The sequence below is a fragment of the Pseudomonas sp. R2-37-08W genome (genome assembly GCF_003851705.1).
Lineage (GTDB): Bacteria > Pseudomonadota > Gammaproteobacteria > Pseudomonadales > Pseudomonadaceae > Aquipseudomonas.
In genome coordinates, this window is the sequence record NZ_CP027728.1 from 853,212 (window position 1) to 868,880 (window position 15,669).

Consider the following 15,669-nt stretch of genomic DNA (forward strand, 5'->3'; position numbering starts at 1 on the left):
CCCCATGATGTTCGAGCTGCGGGTGCTGGATGGTATGCATCAAGGCGCCGCGCTGCCGTTGTTTGGTGAGCAGTGGGGCGTGGGTGCCAATTCGGACGCTGATCTTCTGTTGAACGATCCCGGGGTTGCCGAGCATCACGCACGTTTGCGCTTGGCCGATGGCCGGTGGTCGGTGCAGGCCGAGGCGGGGCTGCTTAAAAACAGCGATGGGCAAGTGCTGGCGCAGATCGGCGAGCTTGCGCTGAACACGGTCTTTTTGATCGGCCCCGTTCGCTTGTGCGTCAGCCCTGCCGATCAGCCCTGGCCACAGGCACCCGCGCCTGCACCTGCGGCGCCTGAGCCTGCGGAGCAGGCGCCGCTCGCGTTGAAACTGTCATCAATTCCATCGTCCCAACAAAAGCGTTTGCTTAGCCTGGTACTTGCGTTCGCCGTGCTCATTGCGGCAGCCGGCATCATCTTTAGTGGCGAGCGCAAGGCCCAGGCATCGCTGATGCCGGTAGTGGTTCAGAAGCCCGAACTGGGCTCGCCCTTTGAGGTGCGCCAGCAATTGCTGAAGATGCTCGGCGAGCGGGAACTGACTTCACGGGTCAGCTTGCAAGTCATCAATGGGCAGATTTCCCTGAGCGGTGATGTTTCCCAGGAAGAGGCGGACTTGGTCGCGCGCATGCTCGACCGCTTTGCCGGGCAGTTCGAAACCGCTGTGCCGGTGATCAGCCGCGTACGCACGCGTGACGGAGCGCTGCCGTTCAAGATCGTGCAGATCATCAGCGGACCGAACGGCCACGTTGTGCTGGAAGAGGGCACTCGGTTGTTCGTGGGCGACGAAGTCAATGGCCTGCGCCTGGTGCTGATCGATAACAGCAAGGTGGTGTTCGACGGTGCGCAGCGCTATGAGGTGCGTTGGTGAGCGGCGCGTGGCAAGAGCGTCTCGAGGCTTGGCAACGCAGTCAGTCGGCGGCGTTGGACAGCTTTGCGCCGGTCACGATGCGCGGTCGCATACAGCGCGTCAACGGCATGCTGATGCAGTGCCGGCTGCCCCAGGCGCGCATCGGCGACCTGTGCCAGGTTGAAAAGCAACCGGGCGATTACATGCTCGCCGAAATCATTGGCTTCGATCAGCAGGATGCGGTGCTCAGTGCCCTGGGGAATCTGGAAGGCGTGAGCGTGGGCGCCAGCGTGGAGCGTCTTGGTGTGCCGCACAGGGTACGGGTGGGTGATGACCTGCTGGGCCAGGTGCTGGACGGTTTCGGCCGGCCGATTGCCGGCAACGGTCCCAGTGCGTTCGCCGAAGCGGATACGCCCGACGCAACCCCGGTGTTGTGCGAGGCGCCGTTACCCACGGAGCGGCCGCGCATCAACCGCGCATTGGCCACGGGGGTGCGTTCGATCGACGGCCTGATGACGCTGGGAGAAGGCCAGCGCGTCGGGCTGTTTGCGGGGGCAGGCTGTGGCAAGACCACTTTGTTGGCCGAGATCGCCCGTAACGTGGACTGCGATGTGATCGTGTTCGGTTTGATCGGTGAACGGGGCCGAGAGTTACGCGAGTTTCTTGACCATGAACTGGATGACCAACTGCGGGCCAAGGCGGTGCTGGTGTGCTCCACCTCTGACCGTTCCAGCATGGAGCGCGCCCGCGCCGCCTTCACCGCGACGGCGCTCGCCGAAGGTTTCCGGCGCAAGGGCAAACGCGTGCTTTTGTTGATCGACTCCTTGACGCGTTTTGCGCGAGCCCAGCGTGAAATCGGCCTGGCTGCCGGCGAGCCGCTGGGGCGGGGCGGTCTGCCGCCTTCGGTGTACAGCCTGTTGCCGCGCCTGGTGGAACGGGCGGGGTTGACGCGTGACGGCGTGATCACGGCCATCTACACGGTGTTGATCGAGCAGGACTCGATGAATGACCCGGTGGCCGACGAAGTTCGCTCGCTGCTGGACGGCCATATCGTGCTGTCACGCAAGTTGGCCGAGCGCGGCCATTATCCGGCCGTGGACGTGCTGGCCAGCCTGTCGCGGATTTTGACCAATGTCTGCGAGCCCAGGCATATCCAGGCCGGTACGGCATTGCGGCGCCTGTTGTCGGCCTACCAGCAGATCGAGCTGATGCTCAAGCTGGGTGAGTACCAGGCAGGCAATGATGCCCTGACCGACATGGCGGTAAGCAGCCGCCAGGCGGTGGATAGCTTCCTGCGCCAAGACTTGCGTGAGCCTTCTGCGATCGACACGACGATGGACCAACTGACGGAGCTGACTGCCTATGTCCCATTCTGAAACGTTACCCGGTGAGATCGAAACCCTGCGGCGGTTGCGTCGGTACCGGGCCGATCGTGCCGAACGTGCGCTGCGCGAGGCCAAACGATCGCAGCAGGCATTGGTGGCGCACATCCAGCAGGCCCAAGACCTGCTGGAGAAAACCCGTCAGGAAGAGCAACGCCAATGTGCACAACTGTTGAGCGAGCACCAGGGGCAGGTTGTGAGCGTTCAGGCGCTGAACTCGTGGAATCGCAAGGAACAAAGCCTGTCTGCCGGTACCCGGCGTGAAGAAGGCCAGGTGCAACAGCTGCAAGGGCAGCAGGAACAGCGTGAGGTGGAGGTAGGTATCGCGCAGAAGCACGTCACCCAGTGCCTTCGCCAAGTAGAAAAACTGCAGGAATTGGCCAATTTACTCACGCAGGAACCGCTATGAACGCTATTTCAGCCAACACGCCTGAACGCCAACGCCGACGCGACCTTCGCGAGGAGCGTGTCCACGAGGTAAGCGCCCCAGTGCCTTGGGAGCAACGGCAGCTCTTTAGCCAATTGTTCGGTGATGACGAACAGGATTCGGGCCGTAGCGCGTCACAGCCCGGAACCCGGGCCGGCGGCGATCTCGCCATGGTCGAGGCGTTGTCGGAGCAGTTGATACCTCGGCTGCAAAGCGGCTCGACGTGGCCGCTGACGGTGGCCATGTACTTGCCACGCCTGGGGCGGATCAATGCCCGTATTCGTCGAGAAGGGGCGGGGTGGAATATCGAGCTTGAGGCGCAGCAGGACGCAACAGCGCGCTGGCTCTACGGCGTACGGCACCAATGTGAGCACAGGCTCGCCGCGAGCCTGGCGTTACCGGTGGCGCTGTGCGTGGCGAATTCGGCGCCGGCATGATGTTGCCCTCTCTGGCCTTGCGCACTGTGAGGGCTGATGCAGTGGCTGCCCGGCGACGGCTGGGGCGTGGGTTGCACATGCCGTTCCAGGTGGCCGAACAGCGCGGTGAATTACGCCTGGAGCCTGGCACTGAGCCGGTTGGCGCTCAGTCGCTGTGCTTTGAAACCACCAGTGGGGTATTGGCGTTCAGCGAACCGGGGCCGCAATTGAGCTTGATGGGTGAGTGCCCGGTGACGTTGGCCCAGGCCGGCAACGATCCGGACTCCTGGTTCTGGGCATTGTTTCAGCACTACTTGAGCCCCCAGATACGTGATCTGTTCGGCTATATGCGGCTGCTGGAGACGGATCGGCCCGAGGGGTTCGGTTGCCGGCTCAGCGTGTCCCTGGGCGCCTCACGGGTCATGGGCTACCTGTGGCTGAGCGCTGGAAGCTTCCTCGCGTTGTGCGAGGCCGCCCCATGGCGCTCTGTCGCTGCACCGCTGCCGGGGCAGTTTCAACTGGCGATTGCCGTCACCCTGGGACGCATGCGCCTGACCATTGCACAGGTACGCGGCCTGCGCGCCGGTGATGTGCTGGTCCCCGAGCTCGCGCTGTTCCAGGCGCAGGGCAGCGGTTATATGCAGGTTGGCAGGCATCGGCTGCGGGGCAGTATTGACGATGAAAACGGGACTCTGTGCCTGACCCTTTCTTCTATCGAGGACATGTCTGTGGACGAGAATTTTGCGGCGCACGCCTACTCCGAGGATGCGCAGGATGAACCTGTGGTGGATATCTTTGGCCACGAGCCATTCGATGAGTTGAGCATGGCGCTGAATGTTCGCTGCGGCACGCTGAACCTCACGCTGGGCGAGTTGCGCAATCTGGGGCCCGGCTCGGTGCTGGGCATTACCGGTTACGCGCCTGGCCTGGCAGGCCTGTACTACGGCGACCGTCCCATTGGGCAGGGCCAACTGGTGGAAGTCGATGGCCGCTTGGGGTTGCAGCTGTCCCGCGTGCTTTTCGGTCGATGACAGTTCAGGGGCTGGACCCCCTCGTTCTCGCACTGTTTATTGCCACGCTGACGCTGATGCCGATGCTGTTGATTATCTGCACATCGTTTTTGAAAATCGTGATTGTGCTGATGATTACCCGCAATGCCATCGGCGTGCAGCAAGTGCCGCCGAGCATGGCTATCAACGGCATCGCATTGGCCGCGACACTGTTCATCATGGCGCCGGTGGGCTACCAGATCGCAGAAACCCTCAAGATTTCTCCGCTGGACACGAGCAGCGTGCAGGGGGTGCTGCAGACAGGCGCAGAGGCCATCAAGCCGTTGCGTGCATTCATGCTGCGCAATCTCGATCCCGACGTGCTCACCCATCTGTTGGAGAATACCCACCGCCTCTGGCCCGCGCAGATGGCGCAGGAGGTGCAGCGTGAAGACCTGATCCTGCTGATTCCCGCCTATGTATTGTCGCAACTGCAGGCGGGGTTCGAGATCGGGTTTCTGATCTACATCCCCTTTATCGTGATTGACCTGATTGTCTCCAACCTCTTATTGGCGCTGGGCATGCAAATGGTTTCACCCATGACCATTTCCCTGCCGCTCAAATTGCTGCTGTTTGTAATGGTGTCCGGCTGGTCGCGGCTGCTCGACAGCCTGTTCCTTTCTTATCTCTGAGCTGAATATGGAACCGATCGTATTGTTCAAGCAGGGCATGTTACTGGTCGTGGTATTGACCGCACCGCCGCTGATCGTGGCTGTGGTGGTGGGCGTGCTGACCTCGCTGGCTCAGGCGCTGATGCAGGTGCAGGATCAGACGCTGCCGTTTGGCATCAAGCTGGTGGCGGTGGGTGTCACCCTGATCATGACCGGACGCTGGATCGGCGTGGAGTTGATCCAACTGATCAACCTGACGTTCGACATGATCGGCCGTTCGGCCCTCCACTGAGGTTGCTTCTGTGCTGCTGTATCTTGAATACCTGCCAAGCCTGGTGATTGCCATGGCGCGCATTTATCCCTGTGCCTTTCTGGTCGCTGCATTCTGTTTTCAACATATTCGTGGCATGCCCCGGCACACGATTGTGATGGTCATGGCATTGATCCCCGCGCCGGGTATCCATGCAGCGTTGGAGGGGTTGGATTACTCGGGCCTCATGCTCGCCGCCTTGGCGTTCAAGGAGTTGGCCCTTGGGGTAGTGCTGGGCGTGTTGCTGTCGATGCCGTTCTGGATGTTCGAGTCGGTGGGCGCGCTGCTGGATAACCAGCGAGGCGCGTTGGCCGGGGGCCAGCTCAACCCGTCGCTGGGCCCGGACGCAACGCCCATCGGGCATATGCTCAAGCAGTTGGCGATTTTTCTGTTGATGGTCACCCTGGGGCTTGGCGCACTGACCCAGGTGATCTGGGACAGCTACGTGATCTGGCCGCCGACGGTGTGGTTCCCGCTGCCGGGGCCCAATGGGTTCAGCGTATTCATCGCGCTGCTCGGGGATACGTTCACCCATATGATGCTCTACGCGGCGCCCTTTATCGGCGTGCTGCTGTTGCTGGAGTTCGGCATCGCACTGCTGGGTGTTTACAGTCAGCAGTTGCAGGTGAGCACACTGGCTCCGCCACTCAAGAGCCTCGCGGGTATCGGTATCCTCTTGCTGTATTTTGCGTTATTGCAGGATCTGATCGTCGGGCGTATGAGTTTGCTGGGTGACCTCAAGCATTCCCTTGGGCTGCTGTTCAAGGTGGCGATGCCATGAGCGACTCGGGAGAGAAAAAACACCCCGCCTCCGCTAAAAAGCTGCGTGACCAGCGTAAGAAAGGCCAAGTCTCCCAGAGCCAGGATGTAGGCAAGTTGCTGGCGCTGACCGCCATCAGCGAAATCGCGCTGTATTCCGCCCAAAGCAGTTTGCAACGTTTCGAACAATTGATGGTGCTACCGATTTCACGCATGAATCAGCCCTTCGTGCGAGCGCTGGAAGAAGTGCTGTTCGATGGGGTGGTGGTGTTTCTATCGTTCGCCTTATTGATGGTTGGGGTGGCGATTGCCACGAAGCTGATCAGCAGTTGGTTGCAAGTCGGGTTTCTGTTCGCCCCGGAAGCACTCAAGCTCGATTTCAATCGGGTCAATCCCATGAGCCAACTCAAGCAAATGTTCTCCGCCCAGTCGGTGATGAACCTGCTGATGAGCGTGGCCAAAGCGTTTCTCCTGGGCCTGATTGTGTATCTGGTGGTCTGGCCCTCTTTGGGCACGCTGATTAATCTGGCCAACAGCGATCTGCAAAGCTACCTGCTGGCGCTGATTGCGCTGTTCCGCTATCTGCTCCATGCCTGTCTCGGATTGCTGTTGGTGTTGGCACTGACCGACCTGACCCTGCAAAAGTACTTCTTCGCCAAGCGCATGCGCATGACTCAGGTCGAAGTGGTCAAGGAATACAAGGACATGGAGGGTGACCCGCACGTCAAGGGGCAGCGCCGCTCGTTGGCGTATCAGTTGGCGCAGGAGGAACCCAAGGTCAAGTTGCCCAAGCTGGAAGAGTCGGACATGTTGGTCGTCAACCCGACCCACTTTGCCGTCGCCCTGTATTACCGTCGCGGCAAGACGCCGTTGCCGCAGTTGGTGGCCAAGGGCACGGATGCGCAGGCGCGCAAACTGATCGATCGCGCCAAGGCAGCTGATGTTCCGGTCATTCAATGCGTATGGCTGGCCCGCACGATTTACGAGAAAAAGCTCGGGGCGCCGATTCCTCGAGAGACGTTGCAGGCCGTGGCATTGATCTACCGTACCTTGCGTGAGCTTGACGATGAGGCCAAGCGTGAAACCCTTACATTGCCGGAGCTCGAGCAGCGCTGATCAGCGTATGACCGAAAGGTCCAGAGCGTGCAAGTTGGCCAGAGACAGCATCCGGCTGAGGATTTTGTCCAGCGCCTGGGGGTGTGCGGGCAGGGCGTGCCAGATAACCAGCGCGCCCTGTTTGTCCACATAGAGGTAACAGCCGTCAAACGCCAGCGCCTGTTGGAAACGACGCTCCAATACTTGTTCCAACTGCCCAGCTTGCAGGGCCATGCCTGCAATGTGTAAGGCTACGCCCTTGCGTGTGCCCGCATCGCACGAGCGCAATGTAATCCCCCTGCACAACTGCTGATGAGCGGGACGGCCGCTCACCAGGTCGTCAATGAGCATCTGGCGGTTCACAGGGGCGCCTGCCTCCACGCTCATCGCTCCAAGGACACGGTCTGATAGTCCGAGCGCTCCCCGGCCGGGCCAGGTTCGACGCGCATCTGCGGGGGCCACCAGACCACCATCTTGTCTTTGCTCGATTGCGGACGTGAGCAGGAGTCGCCTTTGCAGGTCGGTGTGCAACCGGTAACAAGCAGTACGGCAGCCATTAGCGCGGCATGCATCAGTTTGTGGTTCATGGTGTAGGTGTCCGGGTTGGGAGTGGGGCGATCAGGGAAGGGCGTGGCACACTCAGATGTTCATCCTTGATGACAGGGCGTATGGCGATAAACACTTCGGCTTCTTCACCAGGCTTGAGCCAGGCACGCGGCCAGACGGTGACCGCCAGCGTTTGCGAATTGCTGCATTCCTTCTCATCGATGCGCACATTGCGCTTGAACTGATTGCGCAGTACCACCACCGCCACGTTGTAGTGCGGGCCTGCATACCATTGGCTGCGCTCAGTATTCAGCGCCAGCAAGTCGCGGGTGCTGCACAACGTGTTCAGCCCCAGCGGCATAGGTTCGGCCTTGAACGCCTTGGGCACTTCGCCGCTGACCAGGTGCGCCAGGGTGCTGGTGATATCGCTGCGGTTAATCACCGGCTGATGGGGGGCGTAGCGCCGCGCCAATGGCTTGAGCGCAGCTTGCAGTTCGACCTGATCGTCCTGAGGCAAAAAGCGCGAAGGATCAGACTGATCGCCGATCACTCGCGGGGTCAGGATGAACAGCCGTTCACGCCGGTTATTCTGCCGTTCGGTCGAGGAGAACAGCGCCTTGCCCAGTAACGGTATGTTCCCCAGCACGGGGACCTTGTTTTGTTTATCGCTGCTTTCGGTAACGTGGAACCCGCCCACCACCAACGAGCGCTTTTCTGCCATCACGGCTTGGGTGCTGACCTTGCCTCGGCGTACATCCGGGCCGATGCGGTCTGGATTGGACTCGTCAAAATTACCGTCTTCGATGTCTATCGCCAGATGGATCTGATGACCGCCCCGGCTGGTGATCACCCGGGGAACCACCTGGAAGCTGGTGCCCACGGTGATGGGCAGGATCGTCGCGTTTCTGGTGCCGGCAGTCAGGTATTGAGTACGGTTGAAGTCAATGATCGCCGGTTGGTTTTCCAGGGTCAGCACCGAGGGATTGGAGACCATGGTTGCCAGCCCGCGGGATTCCAGCGCGCGGATATCGGCATAGAAGCGATCAAGGCGTCCGATCGATAGTTGGGAAGCGGTACCGGGCGCCATGTTGACGCCGCCACGGAAGCGACTGTTCTGAAAGCCCCACTTGATACCGAATTCATTTAATTGCGTGCGCTCGATGTCGAGGATGATTGCATCGATTTCCACCAGCTTGCGCGCGACATCCAGTTGGCTGATCAACTCGCGATACATCGCTTGTCGCTCCGGCAAGTCATAAATCAGGATGGCGTTGTTACGCACATCCGCCTCGACGCGGATCCGGCTGGTGCCCACTGGCGCCCGAGGCGTAATCGACATGCCGGCATCCGGGGAAGCAGGTGCACTGAGCATTTGCCCCAGCAGCGGGTTGCCCAGGCGCGCAAAGCTGGGCGTGACAGGTGCGGGCTGGGACTGGGACGGGGAACGTTGGGCCAGCCCGGAAAGCGTCGTGCCAGAGCGCGGCTCCAATAGCCCGCGCAGCATGCTGGCAACGCCAGGGATAACGATTTTTTCGCTGCGATACTCTATCTGGCGGTCTGCGGCATTGGCGAATTTCAGCGGGAACGTCAGCACGCTCTGTTTTTCATCCGCAGAGCGACGCTGGCTGCTGAATTGCTTGATCTGTTCGATGTAGCTTTTGGGGCCGGATACCAGAACGATGCCGTCTTCCGGCAACTCGCCCCAGCCGAAGCGACTGTCGAGCAGACCGATATCAGTTAGCGCCTGCTTGAGGTCGGACACCGTCTCGGAAGAGACTTCCAGGCGCGCGGACTCTTGTTGGTCCAGTGTGCTGATAAACAGTGTGTTGTTGTACATGTACCACTGGAAGCGGTGTTCGACGCCCAGTCTGTCCAGCAGCGACTGCGGTGTGTTCGCTCGGATCTTGCCATTGACGTCGCCCTCCAGCAGGCCCTCGATTTGCAGTTGCGTGCCGAAGGTCTGGGCGAAGTCCTCGAGCACTTCGCGCAGAGGCTTGTGTTCGGCCTCATAGGCGTAGGCGGTGTTTTTCCACTCGGGAGGGATGGCAGCAAAGGCGCTGAGCACCGGAGCGAGCAAACCGGCGAGCGCGATCAGGCACCTGAAGTGGGCACGTCTGGACGAAGTCTCAGGCGGGTTAACGCGCAAGCTGTTGCGCTTGAAGAGGTTCTTATACATAGGTGTTTCCCTGATTAGTGCGACAACGAACGTAGCGAGGTGGGGCTGAGCGGATGGGTCGGCTTGTTCAGGCGTGCAAAGGTTGCCCGCCAGGTATCGCGTTGGTTGAGCAGGGACTCTATACAGCGTTGCAGAGGCTGTTCGCCGTAGGGCTTATGCAGGCAATGAACCAGCCAGAGTTCACCGCTGGTTGGGTGTTGAGCGAGAGCACCCTGGAAGTGATGCAGGCTTATTGCGCCCAGTCGCATCCACATCATCAGCACTGATTTATTCGGGAGTTGTTGGGTCAGCTGGACACTTAGCAGAAGAGTGTCCGGACAGTGACGCAAGACGATTTCGTCGTCGTTTTCAAATAACCTCAACTCTGCGCCGTCACTTCTCAAACACTCGGCAAGTAGCTCTTTCATGTTACTGGGCACTGTCCAGAGCGGACTTCATTAGCATGAACTTTACGCGGGTTTGTTCATTGATGAGGTATTCAGACTTGCGATGTTTTACCACAAGGTCATAAAACAAGTCCGCGTCCTGCTCTGACCCGGAGTAATTGTTTACTGCAGAGTCGACCTCACGTTTAACGTGTTTTGCGTCTCTGACAAGTCTATCTCTAAGGCTGTCGAAAAAGTTCATGTGAGGTGCCTTTCTGGGTGTGTAACCCTTTATGGCTTTTATTTCGAAATGGTTCCATGTGTTGCGTCTTATATGTTAAGAAATATGTCCCCGTCGTCCGTTGGCGAAGGGCTTACATCGTTGCTCATGACGGCCTTGACCATAGAGATCCAGTCAATCCGGAAATCTCCCTCATCGGTATTCAATAACAGCGTTTGAGGCTCGAGCGAGTTTGCTGCGCGCAGCGACCAGTGATGGCTACCGCTGCTGTCTAGGCATCGCCTCACCGTTTCGAGATCATGTGGATTACAAAGTAATGTCGCCTTGATTGCAGGGATTTGGCACGCCAGCAACTGCTTGATCAGGGCTCCGATACGTTGAGGTGGGGACGTTTGCTCAAGCAAAAGGTGAATAGCCTGGTTGGCAATTGAAGTGGCGCATCGTTCGAGGTTTTCACAGAGGACCTGGCGCTCTGCTTCCCAGCGTTTGAGTTGGGCATCGGCACGCTGCCATATTTCAAACCCTGCTTGTTCAAGCAAGTGTTCCCGTTGTTCGTGTGCCTCCCTCAGCAATTGTTTGGCACCAGCCTTTGCCTGCTCTATCACATCACTGGCCTGGGTATAACTGGCCAGGGTTTCACCGGAAATCAGGCTTCCCGGGAGAGGCGGCGTAGCGCCAGGCGAGTTGATCGTACGTCGACATAGCATCGTTAATCTCCTTGCGGCTGCGGCCATGACTCGCAAGCGCTGCTATTAAGGTTCAGCGTGCCTATACGCCACACCACGGCGTGCCAGAGGGTATCGAGCCGACTGTACGATCCATTGAGCGCCAGTGGCATTTCTTCCAGATCAAGCACGCGTCGGCGTGCAAAGCGTAGCCTTAGCCGTTGCCAGGCCGCAGGTGGGATCCAGGCGCGCAACAACTGCAACGGATCCTTATCCGGTTGCACGATATCCAGGCATAGCGCCTTGGACAGGCTGTTACACCACAGAAGATGGTGCTCATCCAATGCTGCTGCGTAGCTGGGCCGGCAGATACCGTCGATCAGTGCCAGCCCCAGCTCAAGTTGCTCGCATGAGGCAATTGCCAATTGGAGTAAGGCGGGGTCAGGCATTGTCGGCAGGCAGGGAGTAATACCGTAATGTGTACCCGTTGCGACTAGCCCGCGGCGATGAATGTCTACAAGCGCCGCATGGGTATGCGTGCTTTTCCAGTCTGCGTGCGCATACAACCAGGGGGCTGCCCACCATCGGGCCCATGCGAGGTTACTCATTGTTTGAATGAGCGGGCATGTCAGGGGACCGCGCGTGCGTTTGAGCGTGCAAGACAGGTTCGGGCGTGGCTCGCTGTTTTCGCTTCTGCCAGAACAGGGTGGCCGACACCATAAGCGCCAGGACCAGTAGCGAGACCGTCACGCTGGCCCGCCAAAAACCGAGGTCGTCGCCTGGGACCAGAAACGGCCCGAAGTAAACCAGGCTTTGTTGTTCCGTATAAGCTGTCGCCGGCACGAATACCACGGTCAGTTTCTGCGGATTGTCGAGCGCCGTGGCCATGCCGGGTATGCTACTGGCAACCAGCCTGCGCACACGGGCCCTGATATTGTCGGGGTCAAGCCGCGGATCATGTTTGATAAACACCGATGCGGAGGCCGGTTGGACAGGCTCGCCCGGCGCCACTCGCTCAGGCAGTACCACATGGACCCTGGCCACGATGACCCCATCAATGTTCGATAAGGTGGTTTCCAACTCCTGGGACAGGGCGTAGATGTAGCGTGCTCGTTCTTCCAGCGGCGTCGAGATGACGCCTTCCTTACGAAAAGTGTCGCCCAACGTAGCGCGTGCTGCCCGAGGTAGTCCAACGGCCTCCAGCGTTCGTACGGCCCTTGCAATATCGATGGCATTGACTACCACGACAACGCCGTCTTTGGCGGGAACCTTACTCGCACGAATATGTTTGTCCGCCAGCTCTGCTACAACTTCGTTGGCCTCTTGTTCCGTTAATTGCCGGTGGAGTTCGACACGTTCACTGCAGCCACTTAGCATGAGTGTGAAAGACAGGGTTAATGCAGTAAACAACGTGCGCGTCATGTTGACCTACTGGAGGTTGCTGATTTTATCAATGCACTGCGCGGTTTTACCAACACACTTCGTCAACATTAGCTGAAGCAATAATGCGTCGGAGAGTTGGCTTGGGTATTTTCGGGCCTCGTCAAGTTTGTCTGTGCTGCCAAGTGCACGCAAACTTTTGGACATACGTTCAGTTACGCCGGTTAGCTTGCCTGCGGTGTCGGTCAACAGGTTTTTTGGCGTTGGCTGATCAACTGTCGGGCTCGTATAGGCAGATGGCGTCATGGCCGAATTGAAAAAGTTCACATCTGTGCTTGAGGCGAACACTTCTTCTGTTCTGTAGACGCCCGGCAGTCTGGCGTCAGCAGGCTTTATAACTTCTATCATCATGCAGCCCCGTGGTTGAGTAGTTGCCAATGCGGTGTTGATAGTCGGTAATGGAGTCTGCACTTAAATGGCCCTCCCGGCAGAGGCTGCCGGAAAGGCCAGATACGTTCAGGCGGTTACAAACGCAGGGCGTCGACAGCCGATTTGATACCACTGGTATTGGCGTTCTCTGCCGCTTTGAACGCGTTTTTTACACCGTCTGCGCGTTTCTTTCGTTCAGAGGCTTCCAAGCCAGCGTCGGCATCCTGCGCAGACATACCGCCACCGCCAGCGCCAAAACCGCCCGCATAAGGTGAATAGGAAGATCCACTAGGAATAGTCATATCATTTTCTCCGTAGATAACGTTATTTTTACTGGGGTCAGCAATACGCTAAAAAATGTTTGTATAACCGTAGTGCCTTTCCATCATTTAAGTGGTTCAAGAGATTTTTGCGTTCCATGGGGTACCGAGCGGAATGTTTCAAAAAATGTAAGTTGATAGCGGTATAGGTCGTGGCGATTCTCAGCTCAGCGAAACGCCCAGATGCTTCATCCGGTGGTAGAGCGTTCTTTTGGCTACTCCTAGTTCTATCGCCACCCTGTCGACACAGCGGTCGTTTTGACGAAGAGACTCCTCAATCAGCGATTTCTCCATCTGATGCAAGCGGGCCTTCAGGCTCATTTCCCGTTCCTGGCGCGTTATCACCGTTGCTGAGAGCGGTGGCAGACCCAGTACAAAACGCTTCGCCGTAGAACGTAACTCGCGCACATTGCCCTTCCAGGAATGACACAGCAACTGTTGTAACAACCACTTGCCGGGACGGGGCGGAGCAGGGAGTTTGAAGTGCTCAGCCTCATGCTCAATCATGTCGAGGAACATCGGTATAATTCGCTCTCGCCGCTCCCGTAAAGCCGGAAGATGAATGCTGACAACATTCAAGCGAAAGTACAGGTCTCGCCGGAAGGTACCTTGCTCGACCATGTCGTGCAGCGCGTGCTGAGCAGAGGCGATCACTCGCATGTCCACGGGTATGAATCGGGTCGAGCCTAAACGCTCCACCCCGCGAGACTCCAATACCCGTAGCAGCTTGGCTTGCAACGTCAGTGGCATGCTGTCGATTTCATCGAGGTATAAGGTGCCCAAGTGTGCCGCTTCAACGAATCCGGCTCGAGATTGCATGGCGCCCGTGTAGGCGCCGCTGTTGACGCCGAACAACTGGCTTTCGGCAAGGCTTTCCGGGATGGCCGCACAGTTGACCGCAACGAAGTTTCCTTTGCGGCGTGACAGGTGGTGAATACGTTGTGCCAATGTATCTTTACCGGTGCCTGTTTCTCCCATCAACAGAATATCTATATCGAGAGCGGCTGTGCTGTTAACAGTCGTTTCGATGTTCGGGCAATCAGAAAAAGTTATATCTGTTATAGGTTTATTCTGACTGAGCGTCGACATAAATGCTTTGGTCCATTGCGGTAGCCACTCGATAAGGGCTGTCTCCATTAGCGTTAGTTAAACAGGATTTTTTTGGCTTGTCATGATCCTGTTAAAGCAGCAGACAAAATGAAAAGTATGAATGCTCAAGCGATAAAGGATTTCAAGTGAAGATTGGAAGTGTCAGGCAAGTTGGGTGTAAGAGAAATCCTGTATTAATAGCGATTAATTTTAAATGGCGAGTTTTTTAACGAGGGATAACGGTTAATGTGCGGCGAGCGTTTGAAGTTAAAACGTATCAGCAGATGTCATGCTTGCAAAGTGTGTTTCTTCATAGGAGGTATTTTATTTGCGCGGCGCTCTAACGCCCACAAAAAAGCCGATGCAATGCATCGGCTCATTTTTGCGGCGTCAAAAACCGCAGGCAATTCTTACACGTTGAAACGGAAGTGCATCACATCACCATCCTTGACGATGTATTCCTTACCTTCCAGACGCCACTTACCGGCCTCCTTGGCACCGGCTTCGCCCTTGTACTGGATGAAGTCGTTGTAGGCGATCACTTCAGCGCGGATAAAGCCTTTTTCGAAGTCGGTGTGGATCACGCCGGCGGCCTGTGGCGCGGTAGCGCCAACCTTGACGGTCCAGGCACGGACTTCTTCGACACCGGCGGTGAAGTAGGTCTGCAGGTGCAGCATTTCGTAGCCGGCGCGGATCACGCGGTTCAGACCAGGCTCTTCCAGGCCGAGGGCCTCGAGGAACATGTCTTTTTCTTCGCCGTCATCCAGCTCTGCGATTTCCGCTTCGATCTTGTTGCACACGGGGACCACGATCGCGCCTTCTTCGTCGGCGATGGCCTTGACCACGTCCAGCAGCGGGTTGTTCTCAAAGCCGTCTTCAGCGACGTTGGCGATGTACATCACAGGCTTGGTGGTGAGCAGGTGGAAACCCTTGATCACGGCTTTTTCGTCGGTGCTCATGTTCTTCATGAGGCTGCGCGCCGGCTTGCCTTCGGTGAAGTGAGCGATCAACTGCTCCAGCAGGCCTTTCTGGACTACTGCGTCCTTGTCACCGCCCTTGGCGTTGCGCGCGACTTTCTGCAGTTGTTTCTCGCAGCTGTCGAGGTCGGCGAAGATCAGTTCCAGGTCGATGATCTCGATGTCACGCTTGGGGTCAACGCTGTTGGAGACGTGAATCACGTTCTCGTCTTCAAAGCAGCGGACCACGTGGGCGATGGCATCGGTCTCACGGATGTTGGCCAGGAACTTGTTGCCCAGGCCTTCACCTTTCGAGGCGCCCGCTACCAGGCCGGCGATGTCGACGAATTCCATGGTAGTCGGCAGGATGCGCTTGGGATTGACGATGGCCGCCAATGCAGCCAGGCGTGGGTCGGGCATGGCCACGATGCCGCTGTTGGGCTCGATGGTACAGAAGGGGAAGTTCTCCGCTGCAATACCGGACTTGGTCAGGGCGTTGAACAGGGTGGATTTGCCGACGTTGGGCAGGCCGACGATGCCGCAATTGAATCCCATGGTGTTTCCCCT

The 15,669-nt window shown here is 58.1% G+C and carries 20 protein-coding genes; 9 read left to right on the forward strand and 11 right to left on the reverse strand.

Annotation, left to right across the window (positions count from 1 at the left end):
* Positions 1–7: 7 nt before the first annotated feature.
* From C4J93_RS03630 to sctU, 9 genes are all read left to right on the forward strand, one after another.
* Positions 8–907 carry an FHA domain-containing protein gene (locus C4J93_RS03630; RefSeq protein WP_164485280.1) on the forward strand — a complete coding sequence of 300 codons (900 nt, stop codon included), beginning with the start codon at positions 8–10 and terminating at the stop codon, positions 905–907.
* Positions 904–2,262 carry a FliI/YscN family ATPase gene (locus tag C4J93_RS03635; RefSeq protein WP_124428617.1) on the forward strand — a complete coding sequence of 453 codons (1,359 nt, stop codon included), beginning with the start codon at positions 904–906 and terminating at the stop codon, positions 2,260–2,262. The genes C4J93_RS03630 and C4J93_RS03635 overlap by 4 nt, the downstream gene beginning before the upstream one ends.
* Positions 2,249–2,677, forward strand: a complete 429-nt coding sequence (locus C4J93_RS03640; RefSeq protein ID WP_124428618.1) for a YscO family type III secretion system apparatus protein — start codon at positions 2,249–2,251, stop codon at positions 2,675–2,677. Before C4J93_RS03635 ends, C4J93_RS03640 begins: the two co-directional genes overlap by 14 nt.
* A 188-nt stretch (positions 2,678–2,865) precedes the next feature.
* Positions 2,866–3,132 carry a type III secretion system HrpP C-terminal domain-containing protein gene (locus tag C4J93_RS27285; protein ID WP_256660133.1) on the forward strand — a complete coding sequence of 89 codons (267 nt, stop codon included), beginning with the start codon at positions 2,866–2,868 and terminating at the stop codon, positions 3,130–3,132.
* On the forward strand, positions 3,129–4,142 hold the full coding sequence (locus C4J93_RS03650; RefSeq protein WP_124428620.1) for a FliM/FliN family flagellar motor switch protein: 1,014 nt from the start codon (positions 3,129–3,131) through the stop codon (positions 4,140–4,142). Before C4J93_RS27285 ends, C4J93_RS03650 begins: the two co-directional genes overlap by 4 nt.
* Positions 4,139–4,792, forward strand: a complete 654-nt coding sequence (gene sctR, locus C4J93_RS03655; protein ID WP_124428621.1) for a type III secretion system export apparatus subunit SctR — start codon at positions 4,139–4,141, stop codon at positions 4,790–4,792. The genes C4J93_RS03650 and sctR overlap by 4 nt, the downstream gene beginning before the upstream one ends.
* A 7-nt stretch (positions 4,793–4,799) precedes the next feature.
* Positions 4,800–5,063, forward strand: a complete 264-nt coding sequence (sctS, locus tag C4J93_RS03660; protein ID WP_124428622.1) for a type III secretion system export apparatus subunit SctS — start codon at positions 4,800–4,802, stop codon at positions 5,061–5,063.
* Between the two features lie 10 nt (positions 5,064–5,073).
* Entirely contained in the window at positions 5,074–5,862 is a 789-nt protein-coding gene (sctT, locus tag C4J93_RS03665) for a type III secretion system export apparatus subunit SctT (protein ID WP_124428623.1), read from the forward strand.
* Positions 5,859–6,956, forward strand: a complete 1,098-nt coding sequence (gene sctU / locus C4J93_RS03670; protein ID WP_124369503.1) for a type III secretion system export apparatus subunit SctU — start codon at positions 5,859–5,861, stop codon at positions 6,954–6,956. The genes sctT and sctU overlap by 4 nt, the downstream gene beginning before the upstream one ends.
* Here sctU and C4J93_RS03675 read toward each other — a convergent pair whose 3' ends face one another.
* The 11 genes from C4J93_RS03675 to ychF form a co-directional block, all read right to left on the reverse strand.
* Positions 6,957–7,286 carry a transcriptional regulator gene (locus C4J93_RS03675; protein ID WP_256660134.1) on the reverse strand — a complete coding sequence of 110 codons (330 nt, stop codon included), beginning with the start codon at positions 7,284–7,286 and terminating at the stop codon, positions 6,957–6,959.
* A gap of 32 nt (positions 7,287–7,318) precedes the next feature.
* Positions 7,319–7,522: an HrpT family type III secretion system protein gene (gene hrpT / locus C4J93_RS03680; RefSeq protein WP_124403016.1), complete on the reverse strand. Its 204-nt coding sequence runs from the start codon at positions 7,520–7,522 to the stop codon at positions 7,319–7,321.
* Positions 7,519–9,657, reverse strand: coding sequence for a type III secretion system outer membrane ring subunit SctC (gene sctC / locus C4J93_RS03685; protein WP_124428625.1), 2,139 nt, complete (start codon positions 9,655–9,657; stop codon positions 7,519–7,521). Before sctC ends, hrpT begins: the two co-directional genes overlap by 4 nt.
* A 14-nt stretch (positions 9,658–9,671) precedes the next feature.
* Positions 9,672–10,064, reverse strand: coding sequence for a type III secretion protein (locus C4J93_RS03690; RefSeq protein WP_124428626.1), 393 nt, complete (start codon positions 10,062–10,064; stop codon positions 9,672–9,674).
* A 288-nt stretch (positions 10,065–10,352) separates the two neighbouring features.
* On the reverse strand, positions 10,353–10,970 hold the full coding sequence (sctL, locus tag C4J93_RS03695) for a type III secretion system stator protein SctL (RefSeq protein WP_124428627.1): 618 nt from the start codon (positions 10,968–10,970) through the stop codon (positions 10,353–10,355).
* 2 nt (positions 10,971–10,972) lie between these two features.
* A complete protein-coding gene (locus C4J93_RS03700; protein WP_256660135.1) occupies positions 10,973–11,377 on the reverse strand; it encodes a type III secretion protein in 405 nt (134 codons plus the stop codon).
* A 151-nt stretch (positions 11,378–11,528) separates the two neighbouring features.
* Complete coding sequence (gene sctJ / locus C4J93_RS03705) at positions 11,529–12,350, reverse strand: type III secretion system inner membrane ring lipoprotein SctJ (protein WP_124369510.1); 822 nt, start codon at positions 12,348–12,350, stop codon at positions 11,529–11,531.
* A 6-nt stretch (positions 12,351–12,356) separates the two neighbouring features.
* Positions 12,357–12,719 (reverse strand): EscI/YscI/HrpB family type III secretion system inner rod protein, encoded by a 363-nt coding sequence (locus tag C4J93_RS03710; protein ID WP_256660136.1) that lies wholly within the window; start codon positions 12,717–12,719, stop codon positions 12,357–12,359.
* Between the two features lie 113 nt (positions 12,720–12,832).
* Positions 12,833–13,039, reverse strand: a complete 207-nt coding sequence (locus tag C4J93_RS03715; protein ID WP_124369511.1) for a hypothetical protein — start codon at positions 13,037–13,039, stop codon at positions 12,833–12,835.
* 180 nt (positions 13,040–13,219) lie between these two features.
* The gene (locus tag C4J93_RS03720) at positions 13,220–14,146 is read right to left on the reverse strand and encodes a sigma 54-interacting transcriptional regulator (protein WP_124428629.1); all 927 of its coding nucleotides are present in this window, start codon (positions 14,144–14,146) and stop codon (positions 13,220–13,222) included.
* Between the two features lie 410 nt (positions 14,147–14,556).
* Positions 14,557–15,657 (reverse strand): redox-regulated ATPase YchF, encoded by a 1,101-nt coding sequence (ychF, locus tag C4J93_RS03725; protein ID WP_057725888.1) that lies wholly within the window; start codon positions 15,655–15,657, stop codon positions 14,557–14,559.
* Positions 15,658–15,669: the final 12 nt, after the last annotated feature.

Bases quoted from the DNA above. Each gene is read 5' to 3' on its own strand.
- C4J93_RS03630 (WP_164485280.1), top strand. From the start codon at position 8: ATGTTCGAGCTGCGGGTGCTGGATGGTATGCATCAAGGCGCCGCGCTG.
- C4J93_RS03640 (WP_124428618.1), top strand. From the start codon at position 2,249: ATGTCCCATTCTGAAACGTTACCCGGTGAGATCGAAACCCTGCGGCGG.
- C4J93_RS27285 (WP_256660133.1), top strand. From the start codon at position 2,866: ATGGTCGAGGCGTTGTCGGAGCAGTTGATACCTCGGCTGCAAAGCGGC.
- C4J93_RS03650 (WP_124428620.1), top strand. From the start codon at position 3,129: ATGATGTTGCCCTCTCTGGCCTTGCGCACTGTGAGGGCTGATGCAGTG.
- sctR (WP_124428621.1), top strand. From the start codon at position 4,139: ATGACAGTTCAGGGGCTGGACCCCCTCGTTCTCGCACTGTTTATTGCC.
- sctS (WP_124428622.1), top strand. From the start codon at position 4,800: ATGGAACCGATCGTATTGTTCAAGCAGGGCATGTTACTGGTCGTGGTA.
- sctU (WP_124369503.1), top strand. From the start codon at position 5,859: ATGAGCGACTCGGGAGAGAAAAAACACCCCGCCTCCGCTAAAAAGCTG.
- C4J93_RS03675 (WP_256660134.1), bottom strand. From the start codon at position 7,286: ATGCTCATTGACGACCTGGTGAGCGGCCGTCCCGCTCATCAGCAGTTG.
- hrpT (WP_124403016.1), bottom strand. From the start codon at position 7,522: ATGAACCACAAACTGATGCATGCCGCGCTAATGGCTGCCGTACTGCTT.
- sctC (WP_124428625.1), bottom strand. From the start codon at position 9,657: ATGTATAAGAACCTCTTCAAGCGCAACAGCTTGCGCGTTAACCCGCCT.
- C4J93_RS03690 (WP_124428626.1), bottom strand. From the start codon at position 10,064: ATGAAAGAGCTACTTGCCGAGTGTTTGAGAAGTGACGGCGCAGAGTTG.
- sctL (WP_124428627.1), bottom strand. From the start codon at position 10,970: ATGCTATGTCGACGTACGATCAACTCGCCTGGCGCTACGCCGCCTCTC.
- C4J93_RS03700 (WP_256660135.1), bottom strand. From the start codon at position 11,377: ATGCCTGACCCCGCCTTACTCCAATTGGCAATTGCCTCATGCGAGCAA.
- sctJ (WP_124369510.1), bottom strand. From the start codon at position 12,350: ATGACGCGCACGTTGTTTACTGCATTAACCCTGTCTTTCACACTCATG.
- C4J93_RS03710 (WP_256660136.1), bottom strand. From the start codon at position 12,719: ATGATGATAGAAGTTATAAAGCCTGCTGACGCCAGACTGCCGGGCGTC.
- C4J93_RS03715 (WP_124369511.1), bottom strand. From the start codon at position 13,039: ATGACTATTCCTAGTGGATCTTCCTATTCACCTTATGCGGGCGGTTTT.
- C4J93_RS03720 (WP_124428629.1), bottom strand. From the start codon at position 14,146: ATGTCGACGCTCAGTCAGAATAAACCTATAACAGATATAACTTTTTCT.
- ychF (WP_057725888.1), bottom strand. From the start codon at position 15,657: ATGGGATTCAATTGCGGCATCGTCGGCCTGCCCAACGTCGGCAAATCC.